Below are 15282 nucleotides of genomic sequence, written 5' to 3'. Positions count from 1 at the left end.
TTGCCTGTGGTGTGCATACGCTAAAGAGCATGGCCACCCTCACCCTCACCCTCGCAGCACTCGCGACATCAGCGGTGCCCGGTCTCGTCGCGGTCGCGGTGCGGCCACATCATGCGTCGGGCGATGAGTATGCCACCGCGATCCTCACCACCCCCGACGATGAGATCATCGTGAGCGTGCCACGCACCCAGCAGGCTGAGATCACCCAGTCGGCGTCCGCACTCGGCATGGCGGCCCTCACCGATGGTGCACGGGCTGAACTGCCGTTTGAGGCGCCCCGCTCGCTCGGGATGACCCGCGCCGGCGATACGCGCGCGGTCGCAACCACGTTCCTCCAAGGGGCCCGCTTTGAGGCGTCGGAGTTGCAGCCAGACGCGATCCTCATCGACTCGATTGCGGAGAGCCTCGCTGCGATCCATGCACTCCCAAGGGCGGTCGCCCAGCAGGGCGGGCTCCTCGAGCGGACCGCCCGCGACCAGCGGCTGCTGGTGACCCGTCTCGTGGATCGAGCTCAGGCGAGCAGGTACCTCCCTGAGACCGTGCACGCCCGTTGGACGGAGGTGCTCGAATCCGCTGAGCTGTGGGACTTCGAACCGCGCATCGTGCACGGCACCATGACGGCCGAGGCGCTCCTTGTTGACGACGACCGAGTGGTCGGGGTGCTCGACTGGTCTGGGCTGTCGATTGGTGATCCCGCGAGCGATGTTGCCTGGCTGTTCGAAGCGGGCGATGACGTCTTCGACGCGGTGATGAGTCGGTACGCGCGGCGCTCAGGAACCGGTGAATCCGCGTCGCTGCGCAGCCGCGCAGCGTTCTACCACGAGCTTGAAATCGCGAAGTGGCTGCTCCACGGCGTCGACACCCACGACACGGAAGTGATCGACGATGCGGTCGGGATGCTCGACCGCATGGTGGATCGCCTGAGCCTCCTCGCTGTACCTGTTCCGAGCCGTGACCCCATTGGCGAGGAAGCCGCGATGGAAATGCTCGGTCAGACACCGGACATTGCTGACAGGCTCTCGGAGACTGCCGCGTTTGAGGCACTCGACGAGGATCGCATGTTCGGGTTCGACACCGACTTCATTGAGCCCCTGCCCGAGGAAGAACCTGATCAAGCTGCTGGGGCTGACGCGCCAGCAGCGACGCCGGATACGGCTGGGGCCGCTCCCGGCGCCACCGCCGACGCGCAGCTCACCGAGCCCATCGAGGATCTCCTCACGGAACCCATTCACGACGAGGACTTGCCAGGCGGCAGCGCCCGCTGAATCCACCGCGCCGCGGAGACACGACGACTACTGTGCGCCCGTGAGTTTGTCCGCTGCGGCGAGCCACACCGCCTCAAGGTCTGCGATGCTGCGCGCTTCTGCACCACGAATCTCAATATCCTCAGCCACATAAAACAGGGACACGTCGATCCTGCCGGGATCGATCCCCGCCCACTGTGCGTATGCGTGCCGATAGAGGTCGAGTTGGAAAAACCGGCTCTCACGCTCGGCGGCGTTCACCGGAGCTCGGCCAGACTTCCAATCCACGACCTCAAAGCGGGTTTCGGTACTCTCGCCAGCGCCCGCACGGTCGGCCGGCGCTTCAACCGGATGTTCGACAGAGTAGACCGCATCAAGCTTGCATACGAGCGTTCTGCCGGCGAAGGGAAGCGTCACTTCGAGTTCCACGGCGATGGGTTTGCGGTGGGCCCAGCGTGACCGCTCAAACACCTCGATCAGCGGCTGCAGCTCTGCCTCGGTATCGAACTCGCTGCGCCCCGCATCCCATTCGTCCGGGTCGAGCCCGATGAGCGGGAGGGCCGTGCCGCCCGGTGTGGTCGCCCGACGCTCCACCCATTCGTGGAATCGGTTTCCGACGCGAGTGCGCCGGTAGGGCCGCTGCGGCACCGGCCTGATCCGCCGCCGCTCCGCCGTCACCGGGTCCTCGACGAACTCGTGGAACGTCGACGCGGTCACACGTTCGGGGAGGTCTGCGGAGGGTGTGTCGGTCGTGCCAGCAGCGAGCGCCTCTGCCGCGGCCCGCTCGGCAAGGAGGAGACGGACGGTCGCGTCAATCGCGGTGCCGCTGCCGTCGCCCTCAGCAGCTGCCTCCGCCGCCACCGTGCTGTCGGCAGTCTCAGCTGCACCGGCTGCCGTTTCACTGCGCTCGGCGATCGCGCTGAGCACCTCGTTTGCCGCCCGGAACACCGCGGGCGCGCGATTGCCGAGCGGATCGAGCGGCCAGTTCGCGGTGAGCTCAGCGATCTCGCTCGGATCGGCCTCGTAGGCGCTTTCCTCCGGCAGCTCAGGGAAGAATCCCTCCTGGAGTTCGCGGAGGTAGACCGAGGGCGTCCGCGGCCGCGTCTGCCCGCCCCAGAACGAGCCGGAGAGCAGCAGGAGCCTCGCAGAGCGCGTGATCGCGACATAGGCGAGCCTGCGCTCCTCCTCAGCGTGGCGCTCTTTGAGGTCGGTGCGGTACTCATCGAGCCGTTCGACGAGTTCCTTCTGCGTCGTCGCGATCCGCCAGTTGAGTTGCGGGCGCGCGCCGCGGTCGCCGCGGAGCTCGTCGGGGAGCTCGCCAGTGCGGAGCCAGCCCGATCCGCTGCGCGCGCTGCCGGGGAATTCGTCGGTCACCATGCGCGGCACGGCGACAATGTCCCACTGCAGCCCCTTCGAGCCGTGCGCGGTGATGAGTTGCACGGTGCCGGGCAGCGGAGCGGCAACGTGCTCTGCGACATCGTCATCCTCAATCGCGCGCTCCACCCACTCGAGGAGCGATGCGAGCGTGCCGCGGGTGTCGATCGCGAGGAAACCCTCTGCGAGCTCGGTGAACGCTTCAATGTTTGCGAGTGCGCCGGCTCCGGCGCCTCGCGCCTCGTTGGCTTCGAGTTCGATGTCGAGGCGCAGCGCGTGCGTGACGGCCCCGATGAGGTCCGCCGTACTTCCGCCGACGCCCTGCCTGAGGTCGCGCAGCAGCTGCCCGGCCTCGCGGAGCCGCTCGCGCCCGACCTCCGTGATGCCTTTGAGCGCGCTGTGATCGAGGTCGCGCATTGTCGAGATCGCGTCGAGCGCGTCGATGAGCGTGTACTCGCGGTCGGGGTCTGGCAGCACGCTGTCTGCGGCCCGGTCCTCGTCGGCGAGGGGCTGCTGCCTGATGTCGCGTTTCGCAAACCAGCGGGCGGCGTCGCGCAGGCCGGCGAGGTCTGCGACGCCGATGCGGAACCGCGGCCCAGCGAGCAGCCTGATGACATCGCCACCTGCGTCTGCGTACCAGAGGCACCGCAGGCAGCTCACGACGTCGGTCACCTCGGGGGTGCTCAGCAAGCCGCCGAGCCCGACGATGCGGTTGGGCACGCCGGCTTCGGTAAGCGCGGCGGAGAACGCTGGCATCGCAGCGCGCTTGCGGAAGATGACGGCGGCCGTCGGCGGCTCACCGTTCTTCCCTGGGATCTCCGCGCGGGCCCGCGCCATCCACGCAGCGAGCAGCTCGCGCTCCTCGTGCACGGTCTCGGGGAACGCGACGTCGACGTGCCCCTCGCCCGCCCCTGGCCGTGGTCGCAGCTCGGGCACGTCGACGACGGCGTTCGCCCGCAGCTCGGCAGACACGGCGTTCGCCGCTTCGAGCACCCGCGTCGGGTTGCGCCAGCTGACCGACAGCGTGAGGGTGGCTGCGGCGTCACCGCCCCGGAAGTCCGCGTGGAAGGAGCGCAGCCCCTCTGCGGAGGCGCCTCGCCAGGCGTAGATCGATTGGTGTGGATCCCCCACCGCCATGACGGGCATGCCACCGAAAAGCTTCGCGAGCAATCTCGTCTGGCCGACCGACGTGTCTTGCACCTCGTCGAGCAGGATCGCCTGATACCTGCCACGCAGCACACCGAGCGCTTCGGGCGCCGCGTCGAGGGCCTGGGTCGCGAGCGACAGCTGATCGGAGAAGTCGATAAGGCCGCGCCGCTGCTTCTCTTCACCGTATGCGCGCGCGAGCCTGGTGATGAGCGGCGTCTCCTCGATCGCTTTCACCGCGTCCCGCACCTTCGCGTACACCTTGCCGCTCGGCTTCTCCGGATCTTCCTTGTCGTTGTATGGCAGGCGGGTCACAGCACGGAACTCCGCGACGAGCTGGTCTACCCTGTCGAAGCTCGTGAGGTGGTCAGCGACTGCCCGATCCATCGCGATGACGTGGCGGATGAGCGTGGGGGTGCGCAGTTCACTCGTGACGAGTTCGGGATCGTCGCTCGCGAGCAGTGTCTCGCGCGCGACCCGCCACGCCGTCGCCTCGTCGATGACGACGGCGCCGGGGGCCAGCCCTGCCGAGGCTCCGAATTCCTGGAGCACGCCGGCCGCGAACGAGTTGTACGTGCTCACGTCGGGCAGCTCGAGGCCGTCCGCGAGCCGTTCCTGGAGCTCGCGCGCTCTGGCGAGCTCGGTCTCGCTGAGCTTGCCGAGCTCTGCGAGGTTGCCGAGGCGTGAGACGAAGGCGCCGAGGCTCCCGACGATGCGCTCGCGCAGCTCGCCAGCGGCTTTTCGTGTGAACGTGAGCCCGAGCACGGAGTCTGGCTCGGCGAGCCCGTTCGCGACGAGCCAGACGACGCGGTTCGCCATGGTCTCGGTCTTCCCGCTCCCTGCTCCGGCGATCACGAGGGTGCTTCCAGCGAGCGGGTGCTCGATGACGGCGCGCTGCTCGTCGGTCGGCAGCAGAGGCTGCTCCCCCTCGGGGGCGAGAATCTCCGCGATGCGTGCGGCGGAAAAGACGGCTTCGCTCATGCGTGGCTCACCGCCTGAATAATGTGCAGGCGGCAGTTGCCCGGGCGGTGCGGGTCTGAGCAGTGGTGCTCGATGCGCGCGGTGAATTCCCCCGCGGCCATCGTGTCGGCGACGCCGGCGATGCGGGCCTCAAGCAGTTCGCGGGCCTCTGCGCTGAGCCCGGCCTGCTCACGCTCCACGTACCCTTTGCCCTTTGCGGCGTCTGGGTGCACGTAGAGCAGCTTCGCGGCGGTGCGGATCTCGACGTCGCCTGAGGTGTCGATGTCTCCCGTGTCAAAGGCGCCGAGCGCGACTCCGAGCTGGTAGGCCTGCAGTTGCACGTGTTCCTCAGCCTCCGGTTTCGTCGCGGTGGATCGCCCGGTCTTCAAATCGACGACGGTGATCTCGGCCCCGTCTGGGGTGCGCTTCGCTTCTAGCCTGTCAGCTATGCCTCGCAGCTCGGCCCGCCCCACTTCGAGACTGAAGCTCGACTCCTGGCCGAGGAGCTCGCGGCCAGACGCCTCGAATTCACGGAGATAATCGGAGAGCCCCTCCGCCATCTGCGCTGCCGTGCGCCGTGCGCGCTCCGACTCCCACTCTGCGTCGAAGGGGAGCTTCTGCCATTCGGCCATGATCGCGGCGAGCATTTCCTCGGCGTCATGCCCGTCAACCGTTTCGAGCGCGTGGTGCACGAGGGTCCCGAGGCTTGCTTGCACGCTGCCTGACCCGCCGCCGAGCGCACCGATAACCCAGTCCAACGCGCAGGTCTCTGCCTTGTCGAGCTGCGATGGGCTCACCGGAATAGGTCGTGGTTCCTCGCCGTCGACCTGCGCGAAGAGCGGGGCGGTGCTCGACGGCTCGAGCACGCCGTACCACTCCCGCGGGTGCGCCCCCGGGATAGCTTGATCCGCGAGCGCGACGAGCGACGCTACCGCGGTCTCGTGTCGTGCCGAACCCTTCGCGGCGCCCTCGACGGCACTGCGGCGCATCGCCGCGGTGATCCCTCGCAGGGTGAGTCGGGAGCTCGGAAGGCCGGAAACTTGGAAGTCACTGCCGAGGCCGAAGAACGGGCTCGGGTGACTCTCCTCGTCTGCGACGGCGACAACGAGGAGCTCGGCGCGCGCTCGCGCGCAGGCCTGCAGGAAGAGCCTGAGCTCGTCGTGCGTGGTGTCGCGCCGCGATGGCATGAGCGCCTCGCCGCCGCGCAACCAGCGCTCGAGTGCTGCGGTGCCGAGGAGTGAGCCTCGTGCGCGGAGATTCGGCCATGAACCGTCTTGCACCCCGATGACGGCAACGAGCGCGAACTCCCGCCCGATCATGCCCTGCGGAGTCGTCACCGTGACGGACTGCCGCTCGCTTCGCTGCGCAAGGGAGTCCTCGGGCACGGTGTTCCGTAGGATCTCCTCGAGTAGCTCGGCGATCGGCTGCTCGCTGTCCTGCTCTTCGTGGCGTTGTAGGGCGAAGAACAGCCCGAGCACCGCGTCGAGTGAGCGGTTCGCCTCGTCGGCCCGCAGGCCGCGCCCCGCGATCGCTTCCTGCTGCCACCGGTCGGCAAGCTTCGTACCGTCCCACAGTGCCCACAGCACCTCGCGCGGAGTGCCACCGGCCGCGTGAACTTTGCTTCCCTCCGCTGCGGTGAGCCCGAGCTTGCGGATCGCCCGGCCACCTGCGCTGTCGATCGCGGGGCTTGGGCCAGGAAACTCGAAGGCTTCAAACACCACTTCGTCGACTGCGGCAGCCTCACGCCCCTCCTCGCGAGCGAGCCTGCGCTCGTCGAGGAGCAGCGCGCCGCGCAATCTGCGAACCGCTACCGGGTCAAGCCCGCCAATCACTCCGCCCGCGAGCCGCAACACCCCTGCCGCGTCGAGCGGCGCGATGCCGAGTGCGTGCTGCATGAGCGTTACGAGCTCGCGCACGATCTGGTGTTCGCGGAGCACGAGCCCTCCCGCCGCGACCCCGGTCGGCACCTGGTGCCCGGCGAGTAGTCGCGCGACCCGCACGACCTCCCCCCGGGTGCGGCAGACCACGGCCATGTCGCTCCAGTCGAGCTGCTCCTCGCGCTCAAGCCCGAGCCTGCGAGCCCGCATCCGGTGGGCGATGGTGCCGAGCTGCTCAGCCGGCGTCGCCACCCGCGCGAACTGCACTGCCGTATCGGCGAGCTGTGGATCGGCCGCTTGTGCTGCGCGATGCTCGGCGCCGCCAGCCGCTCCGATCCTGCCACTCAGCCCCTGCACGAAGCCGCGGATCCCCGCACCGTGGCGATACACCGTTTCGAGTACGACGACCTGCTCGGCTGCCCCGGGGGCGGCGATCCACCCACGTCGCGCGAGCTCCGCACCGAGCCCCGCGAGCACGCGGGTGCGCTCACCCTGAAACGCGCCAGTCGCGATGTCTGGGTCACCAAATACCCACACCGCGCTCCCCGCGGCAGCGCACGCTGCGACGAGCGCGAGCTGGCCTTCGCCCAGCTCCTGTGCGTCGTCAACGATGAGAAGCTTGGGCGCTGCGGCAAAGCCATCACGGATCGCTGCGGCCGCGAGCCGCAGCAGGCCGCTCGAACTCACCTCTCCCCCGCGCGTCGCGTCGAGGTTCGCCTGTACCTCCCGCAGCAGCCCGAGCGCCTCGAGCCACCGACCAACGAGTGCCGCATCAGGGCCAGCGGTGAACGCTTCGGCCCCCGCCTCAGTGAGCACACCGGCGAGCTCTGCGGCGAGCACACCTGGCTCGAGACCGAAGTCGTCGAGGACACGCCACAGCTCGCGCAGCTCAGCGCGGAACGGCGCGCTCAGCAGCACCTCGGGAGCGAGCCCTCCCTCGGGTCGCGCGGCGATGCCGGTCGACCCAGCACCGGTCTGCGCAAGCGCGACGGCTGCGCCCTCGACCCGGGCGAGCACGGCTGCTGCGATCGCCTCGTCTTGGACGGTTCCTGTGAGCAGCCGCGGCGGCGCGTCACCCGTCAGCGCAGCCGCGCGCCCCAGCACGGAGAACGCAAATGAAGAAGCCGTGCGCACGGGTGCGCCGCCCATCGCCCTGCCTACACGCCTGTGGACGGCCTCGCGCAACCCCGCAGCGACCAACCGGTTCGCCGCAAGCACAAGCACGTCACCCTCTGCCCAACCGTCGCGGTCGAGCGCTCGCGCGAAACTCTCGACCACGAGCGCGGTCTTGCCGCTGCCAGGCGCACCGAGCACGCGTGCGTGCGTGCGCGGATCAAGGCCGAGCACGCGCTCCTGCGACGGGTCAAAAGCGATCATGCATTTAGCCTACTGAGCACCGCGGACATTGCGGGTGCGCCGTGTGGCATACTCAAAGTCGACTCCGTGCACTGGCACGGCCTCAGAGTGGAGGAACGATGACCCAGGCTGCTGATGCCACCGCGCTGCCAACTGCGAGCGGCACGCCAAAGAAGAGACGACGGGGGCTACGGGTGCTGGGGTGGATCCTCGCTGTGCTCGTCGTCATCGCGCTCGTCGCCGCAGGCCTCGGCATCTGGACCGTGCAGCGTTCCTTCCCGACCACAACGGGAAACATTACCGCCGCGGGATTAAAGAGCGACGTCACGGTGCAGCGAGACGAGCGCGGCATCGCGACGATCACCGCGGACTCAAGCGAAGACCTGTTCTTCTCACAGGGCTACGTGCACGCGCAGGATCGCTTCTGGGAGATGGACTTCCGACGCCACCTCACGAGCGCGCGCCTCTCAGAACTGTTTGGCGAATCCCAGGTCGGTACCGACTCGTTCCTGCGCACACTCGGGTGGCATCGCATAGCCGAGCAGGAATACGAGAACATGAGCGCGGAGGCCCGCGAATACTACGAGGCTTACGCGGCTGGCGTGAACGCGTACATGGCGGAGAACTCAGGCGCGAAGCTCTCGCTTGAATATGCAGTGCTCGGCCTGCAGAACCCAGGCTACGAGCCCGAACCATGGAAGCCCGTTGACTCTATCGCCTGGCTCAAAGCAATGGCGTGGGATCTCCGAACGAACATCGAGGATGAGACCGCGCGTGCGCTCCAAGCACAGTTCCTCGACGCCGACCAGCTCACAGAACTCTACCCCGGCTACCCGTTCGAGGAGCACCCCGTGATCCTCGCCGACGACCCGGCCGGCCGGCGAGTCGTCGCCGTCGGCAAGCTCGAGCAGGGTGCGACGTTTGTCGAGGAGCAGTTCAATAAGCTCATCGAATCACTCAATCTCACACCGCTCGAGGAGCTCCTCGGCAAGGTCGATTCACTGATCACTTCACAGGGTGAGGGCATCGGGTCAAACTCATGGGTGGTCTCTGGCGAACACACCGCGACTGGCAAGCCCCTCCTCGCGAACGATCCGCACCTCGGAGCAGCGCTCCCGTCGGTCTGGACCCAGATGCAGCTGCGCTGCTCGACCGTCTCGCCTGAGTGCCCGTTCGACGTCGCCGGCTTCAGCTTCTCAGGCCTTCCCGGCATCGTCATCGGCCACAACCAAGACATTGCCTGGGGCTTCACGAACCTCACCACCGACGTAGCCGACCTGTTCGTCGAGAGCGTCGAGGGCGACAGGTACTGGTACGACAACGAGTGGCACGACATGACCACGCGTGAGGAGACCATCAAGGTTGCCGGGGGCGACGACGTTGAGCTCACGGTCCGCGAGACCGGTCACGGCCCCATCGTCTCCGGTCTGACGGGAGAGTTCACCGCGATCGCAGAGGCACCGCGAGCGGAGACTCCCGAGGGCAAGATCCTGCCCGTTGGCCCTGGCGATATGGGCGGCACGATGCCCTACAGTGAGGCGGCGCTCGCGCTCCGGTGGACGGCGCTCGACGCCGGATCAACCCCAGAGGCGATCTTCATGCTCAACCGGGCCGAGAACTTCACGGACTTCCGCGAGGCGGCCAGCAACTTCGACGTGCCGGGGCAGAACCTCATCTACGCCGACCCGGAGGGGAACATCGGCTACCAGGCTCCCGGCAAGCTCCCGATTCGGGCGCAGGGCCAGGAGGGCTACCTCCCCACGCCAGGCTGGAGCAGCCAGTACGACTGGCAGGGCTTCATTCCCTTCGAGGAGCAGCCATGGTCTTACAACCCGAAGGCCGGATACATCGTCACCGCGAACAACGCGATCGTGAACGACGACTACGCCCACTTCCTCAGTCGCGACTGGGACTACGGCTACCGCGCAGCCCGCATCGTCGAGCTACTCGAAGAGAAGATCGCTGCCGGACCGGTGAGCGCGGAGGACATGGCCGCGATCCACATGGACAACCAGATGCCGGCAGCCAAGGCGCTCAAGCAGGCCTACTCCTCCGTCAGCTCGGACGACGCGGATCTGCAGGCAGCGCTCGACCTGCTCGCCTCGTGGGACGGTCAGAACGCGATTAACTCCGCCCCAGCTGCGTTCGCAAACGTGCTGTGGGAGAACGTCACCGAGCGCCTCGTGGCCGGGCACGGCGGAGACATTCCGCGCGACGACCAGTCTCGCTTCGCTCGCATGTTTGCGCTGCAGCTCGACACCCCGGAGTCCGACTGGTGGACCGGGGGCGGCTCGACGAGCCAGCAGGAGCTGCTCACCGGGGCAGCCGAGGACGCGCTCGCCGAGCTCACCAAGCTGCAGGGTAAAAACCCCGAGAAGTGGAACTGGGGAAAGCTCCACGCGATCACGCTCACGCACGGCACCTTCGGCGAGAGCGGCATCGCGCCCATCGAGGCGCTGTTCAACCGCGGCCCGTACGACTCCTCCGGCGGATCCGGCGTCGTGAACGCGACGGGCTGGAGCCTCGGCGAGGGCTACGCCACGAAGACCGTTCCGTCGATGCGCATGGTCATCGACGTCTCCGACTGGGATGCGTCGACCTGGCAAAACCTCACCGGCCAGAGCGGCCACGCCTTCCACAAGAACTACACGGATCAGGTCGACGGCTGGGCTTCCGGCGAGCAGTACGCGTGGGCCTACACGCCTGAGGCGATCGCGGCTGCGACCAAGGACACGCTCACGCTGACCCCGGCCAAGTAAGGGAGCCGGGCGACAGGGTTTCTGCAGGGGGTTTCTGCAGAAGGGTTGTACAGGGGGTTTCTGCAGAGGCGTTCTGTGGGGTGCCGGGGTGCGTGGATGCGCACCCCGGCACCCCTACAGCCGCGCGCAGCACTGTTGCAGCCGCGCGCAGCACTGTTGCAGCCGCGCACCTCGCCGTGTCGCAGCCCGACCCGTGTCGCAACCCGTCCCGTGTCGCGGCCCCTCCCCCGCAACCGCGCTGCAATAACTCTCAGATCTACCGAAACGAGGACGGATCCGGCCCGAAGGGCGATAGCTATTGCAGATCCCTGAGTTATCGCAGGAGGGTTGCGCCCGATACGAGCGGCTGCAGGTACGCGGCGAATCCCACACGCACTGACTCCCCACACACGCCGGCTCCCCACACACGCCGGCGCCCACACACGCCGGCACCCACACGAAGCCTGGCTGGGCGGGTACGTTGGAGGTGTGGATCACAGATCCACCTCCGGGCCCGTTGGCGCGAGGGATCGGCGGCTGAGGGAGTTCCAAATGACAGGATCCGGCACAGCACAGCGCGACCAAGCGGGCGCAGCGGGCGCAGCGGGCGTGCTCGCAGCAATCGTCGGCGAGCGGCTCGCCTCGACGGTGCAGTTCTCAGGCGTCGGCGCACTGCCATCCGTGTACCGCGTGACCGATCTCGCCGCAGCAGCGGTCGCCTCTGCTGGGTTGGCGGTGAGCGAGCTGCTCGGTGCGAACGAGACGGGCACGCGGCCGCAGGGCGCCCCGGCAGTGAGCGTCGACCGCCGGCTCGCTTCACTCTGGTTTGGTTCGTCGCTGCGCCCTATTGGCTGGGAGCCACCGCCATCGTGGGACGCCATTGCCGGTGATTACGAGGCGTCGGACGGCTGGCTGCGCCTGCACACGAATGTCCCCGCGCACCGCGCGGCAGCGCTCTCAGTACTCGGCGTCGCGGCCGACCGGGGCCTTGTTTCCGAGGCAGTAGCTGCGTGGCGCGCAGCGGAGCTCGAAGCAGCAGTCATTGCGGCTGGCGGCTGCGCGGCGGTGATGCGCAGCCCACAGGCGTGGGCGGAGAGCGCGGCGGGCCGGAGCGTAGCAGCGGAGCCGCTGGTGAGGGTCGAGCCAGGTACTGCGGGGCCGCGTTCGAGCCCTGCCCCTGATCCAGCCCGGCCACTCGCTGGCGTTCGCGTGCTCGACCTCACCCGTGTGCTCGCAGGCCCCGTTGCCACGCGGTTCCTTGCGCTCCTCGGCGCGGATGTGCTCAGGATCGATCCGCCATGGTGGGACGAACCGGGCCTTGTTCCCGATGTCGGCCTCGGCAAGCGTTCCGCGCGGCTAGATCTGCGGCGGTCAGCCGACTACGAGCGGTGCATCGGGCTGATCGCTGAGGCAGACGTGCTCATCCACGGGTACCGCCCCGGCGCGCTCGACGGGCTCGGCCTCGACCCGGCCACGCGGGCACGCGCGCGCCCAGGGCTCGCGGAGGTTGCCCTCACCGCCTACGGCTCAACGGGGCCGTTCGCCGCGCGTCGCGGCTTCGATTCGCTCGTGCAAATGAGCACCGGGATCGCGGAGACGGGGATGCGCGAGCTTGGCCGTGACCGGCCGACCCCGCTCCCCGTTCAGGCACTCGATCACGCAACCGGATACCTCATGGCTGCTGCTGCGATTCGCGCGATTGCCGAGCAACGCCGCGCCGGACACGGCACGCGCGCCACGCTCTCGCTCGCGAGAACCGCCAGCCTTCTCGCGCGGGCGGCGCCAACCGACGACACTGCGTCGTTACTGCCCGAGACCGCGGAAGACCTCGCTCCCGGCGTCGAGCACACCGCGTGGGGACAGGCGCGCCGCCTGCGAGCACCCCTCACCGTGTCCGGTGTCTCCTTTTCCACGGACAGGCCAGCTCGGCCGCTCGGAAGCGATCCCGCCAGCTGGTAACGTGCGGCCCCGCCCAGAGGCGCTGGGCGCTCCCGGGGCTGGTGCCCCGGCTTCGCTCTCACTGCGCGATCGCCTCGAGCTCCTCACGGATGAGCGCGAGCGCCCACTCGCCCTCCTCTGGGTCACGATGGAGCAGGTGGATCGCGACGCCGTCGACGAGCGCGTGGAGCCGCCTCGCGTGCACGAACAGGCGGTCGATTCCATGGGAGTCGTCTGACACGAGCCGCACGAGGCCCATACTGGCCGCCTGCAGCTCGCGGTGGGCGTGGTCCCTGATGCTGAGGAGGGCCGGCTCTGCTGGCGCCTCCCCGATGAGCGCGAGGTTTACCTCCAGCTCCGCTCGCCGCTCGGCGTCGAGCGGGAGTAGCTGCGCGATGACGTTTATCGCGTATTCGAGCGCGTCGCCGGGGTCGGGGACCGCCCGCACGCGCTCGGTTACCCTGCGCACCATGAGATCGGCGGAGAATGTCAGCAGCTCGGCTCGCGATGGGAACACGTAGCGGAGCGAGCCGACGACGAGACCCGCCTGCTCGGCAACGGTGCGGATCGATACGGCACCGACCCCGCGTTCGAGAATCACTTGCCACACGGCCTCAGCGAGCTGCTCCTTTCGAGCCTCGCGATCCAATACACCTTTCACGCGACAAACGTAGCACAGTCGTGCTACGTTAATCCAGTAGTACGGTCGTGCTACTACCCGGGCCATACCACCGCGGGGCGCCGTCACACGCGGCACTCACCCCTCGGCAACCACGACCCAGACCACCCCATCACGACAGCCCCGACCCTCCGAAACCCCAAGAACCACCCGCCAAGGAGGCGACGCCAGCATGCGCACCCCAACACGACACACCCTCCTCGGCGCCGCCGGGGCGGCCGCGCTTGCGGTCACCGCACTCACCACACTCACCACACTCACCGGGTGCAGCATTGTCGACGGCGTCGTGCAGGGAGTCTCGAGCGGCGTCTCCGGCGCATTCTCCGACCCTAACGTCGAGCCAACGGAACCCGACATCGTCATCGAGGTGCGGTTCGAAGGAGACACGGACACCGGAAGCTCCGCACGCGTCGACGTCGACTCCCCCACTAGCGGAACAAGCTACAGGGAGGACAGCGTCGAGCTGCCCTTCAGTAAGGAATTTCGAATTACGGCCGACGCCTTCCTGCCGTTCAGGGGTGTCACCGCCTCAATCGAGGTGCCGGAAGCGGGCAAGAGCGTCAGCTGCGAGATCCTCATCGACGACCACAAAGTCGCCTCGGGCACGGCCACGGGAAGCGGATCCCGCGCCGAGTGCGAGCGCCGCCTGCGACTCGGGCCCTCCTAGCGACACCTCGCCGCTCGGCACACTCGCGACGGGCGCTCACGGCTGGCGTCCGTGCTGCCGAGCACAACAACACTCCCGGGAAACGAGCATTGCCAACGGTAGCGTTGGATGTTAGATTTCACGAAAAGGGGAAGCACACCCACTGAAACGAGGCCCCGTGTCCGAATCAAACCGCCCACCCTCCCGTTTCCGCAAACCAACCGTGTGGATCCCGGTCGCAGCCGCGGCGCTCGCGGTCACGGCCGCGACCGTCGCGTGGTCCACCATCAATAGCTCCGGCGGGCAAGCCGCAGCCGAGACAACCGGCGACACCGCGCAGAGCTCACGCGCGTCACAGCCATCGGCCGATCCTGCACCCGCCGCCCCATCCGACGACACCACCGAAGAGCTCCTCCCAGGCATCCCCCTCCCGGAGGGGTTCAGCCAGGTGAGCGAGCGCACCGGAGAGACCGTCGGCCTGCCCGTCGTCGTCACTCGCTTCCAATCGCAGCCAGACATCCCGCTTGGCGGCGAGCAGGTCAGTGTCGCCCGCACCCCCGAGGGCGACATCTTGGGTTACATCGACTTCCGACTCCCCGACTCCGATGCTGGCCGGCTACCAACACCGGAGCAGGCCGAGCGCGACGCCTTTGCGCTACTCAACCGCGTCGATGCCGACTACGCTGCGGGTCTCACCGTGCAGTGGGTGGACACACACGATGAGACCATCCTCGACGCCGAAGGCACCGAGCACACACTGCGGGGCATGAAAGTGAAGACGGTCCACGAGAACGGCCGCTACACCTGGGTGATTTACGGCGCCGACAGCAGGGTCATCGCGTACGAGCGCGACATCCCGTGGAACGGGGAGGTTCGCGTGACCGGCGCGTGGCTCGAGGAGCGCGACGGTGTGGCTGGCGGGCGCTAGTGCTGCGCTGACGGCGAACGACACCACAATTTGCGGCGCAGGCCCGGCCCGCAGCCATACACTCGGAACAGGAAGAGTTGCGGTTTCGGCCGTAACCGAGCACGAATTGTCCAGGAGGCAACTGTGGAAGTACGGATCGGCATCAACCAGTCAGCGCGCGAGCTCTCGTTCGAGACCGAGGCCACCGCTGACGAACTCAGCGCTCTCATCCAGGCCGAATCGACCGGGATCGTCTCGATCTCGGACAGCAAGGGCCGCAAGTTCCTTGTGAACCGCGAGGCAATCACCTACGTAGAACTCGGTAGCGACACGTCGCGCAAGGTCGGATTCGTCAGCTAACACCGCACTACAGCGCCTCACGCCGGGAACCCCGGCGTGAGGCGCTGCTGTGTATAG

General features: G+C 68.0%; 9 protein-coding genes. 6 read left to right on the top strand and 3 right to left on the bottom strand.

All coding sequences use genetic code 11. The annotated features are described in order from the left end of the window. The first annotated feature begins 29 nt into the window (after positions 1 to 29). Entirely contained in the window at positions 30 to 1265 is a 1236-nt protein-coding gene (locus tag SD72_RS00825; RefSeq protein WP_042542521.1) for a phosphotransferase, read from the top strand. 27 nt (positions 1266 to 1292) lie between these two features. Here the strand turns inward: SD72_RS00825 and SD72_RS00820 are convergent, their stop codons facing one another. Both SD72_RS00820 and SD72_RS00815 read right to left on the bottom strand, forming a co-directional pair. Next, positions 1293 to 4745: an ATP-dependent DNA helicase gene (locus SD72_RS00820; protein ID WP_052492355.1), complete on the bottom strand. Its 3453-nt coding sequence runs from the start codon at positions 4743 to 4745 to the stop codon at positions 1293 to 1295. Beyond that, entirely contained in the window at positions 4742 to 7978 is a 3237-nt protein-coding gene (locus SD72_RS00815; protein ID WP_042542519.1) for a PD-(D/E)XK nuclease family protein, read from the bottom strand. Before SD72_RS00815 ends, SD72_RS00820 begins: the two co-directional genes overlap by 4 nt. Positions 7979 to 8076: 98 nt before the next feature. Between SD72_RS00815 and SD72_RS00810 the strand changes: the two genes are divergently transcribed. Then, positions 8077 to 10716: a penicillin acylase family protein gene (locus tag SD72_RS00810; RefSeq protein WP_084766648.1), complete on the top strand. Its 2640-nt coding sequence runs from the start codon at positions 8077 to 8079 to the stop codon at positions 10714 to 10716. A 531-nt stretch (positions 10717 to 11247) separates the two neighbouring features. Beyond that, on the top strand, positions 11248 to 12654 hold the full coding sequence (locus SD72_RS00805) for a CoA transferase (RefSeq protein ID WP_042542518.1): 1407 nt from the start codon (positions 11248 to 11250) through the stop codon (positions 12652 to 12654). Between the two features lie 58 nt (positions 12655 to 12712). Here the strand turns inward: SD72_RS00805 and SD72_RS00800 are convergent, their stop codons facing one another. Then, positions 12713 to 13294 carry a TetR/AcrR family transcriptional regulator gene (locus SD72_RS00800; RefSeq protein ID WP_042542517.1) on the bottom strand — a complete coding sequence of 194 codons (582 nt, stop codon included), beginning with the start codon at positions 13292 to 13294 and terminating at the stop codon, positions 12713 to 12715. 190 nt (positions 13295 to 13484) lie between these two features. Here SD72_RS00800 and SD72_RS00795 point away from each other — a divergent pair, with 190 nt between their 5' ends. From SD72_RS00795 to SD72_RS00785, 3 genes are all read left to right on the top strand, one after another. Next, positions 13485 to 13979: a hypothetical protein gene (locus tag SD72_RS00795; RefSeq protein ID WP_042542516.1), complete on the top strand. Its 495-nt coding sequence runs from the start codon at positions 13485 to 13487 to the stop codon at positions 13977 to 13979. Positions 13980 to 14136: 157 nt separating this feature from the next. Next, positions 14137 to 14886: a hypothetical protein gene (locus SD72_RS16695; protein ID WP_052492354.1), complete on the top strand. Its 750-nt coding sequence runs from the start codon at positions 14137 to 14139 to the stop codon at positions 14884 to 14886. A 123-nt stretch (positions 14887 to 15009) separates the two neighbouring features. Continuing rightward, positions 15010 to 15225 carry a DUF3107 domain-containing protein gene (locus tag SD72_RS00785; RefSeq protein ID WP_042542515.1) on the top strand — a complete coding sequence of 72 codons (216 nt, stop codon included), beginning with the start codon at positions 15010 to 15012 and terminating at the stop codon, positions 15223 to 15225. Positions 15226 to 15282: the final 57 nt, after the last annotated feature.

The organism is Leucobacter komagatae (genome assembly GCF_000834055.1).
Classification (GTDB): Bacteria; Actinomycetota; Actinomycetes; order Actinomycetales; family Microbacteriaceae; genus Leucobacter; species Leucobacter komagatae_A.
This window is presented reverse-complemented; position numbering and strand designations above follow the sequence as displayed.

Bases quoted from the DNA above. Each gene is read 5' to 3' on its own strand.
- SD72_RS00795 (WP_042542516.1), top strand. From the start codon at position 13,485: ATGCGCACCCCAACACGACACACCCTCCTCGGCGCCGCCGGGGCGGCC.
- SD72_RS00810 (WP_084766648.1), top strand. From the start codon at position 8,077: ATGACCCAGGCTGCTGATGCCACCGCGCTGCCAACTGCGAGCGGCACG.
- SD72_RS00825 (WP_042542521.1), top strand. From the start codon at position 30: ATGGCCACCCTCACCCTCACCCTCGCAGCACTCGCGACATCAGCGGTG.
- SD72_RS00805 (WP_042542518.1), top strand. From the start codon at position 11,248: ATGACAGGATCCGGCACAGCACAGCGCGACCAAGCGGGCGCAGCGGGC.
- SD72_RS00820 (WP_052492355.1), bottom strand. From the start codon at position 4,745: ATGAGCGAAGCCGTCTTTTCCGCCGCACGCATCGCGGAGATTCTCGCC.
- SD72_RS00815 (WP_042542519.1), bottom strand. From the start codon at position 7,978: ATGATCGCTTTTGACCCGTCGCAGGAGCGCGTGCTCGGCCTTGATCCG.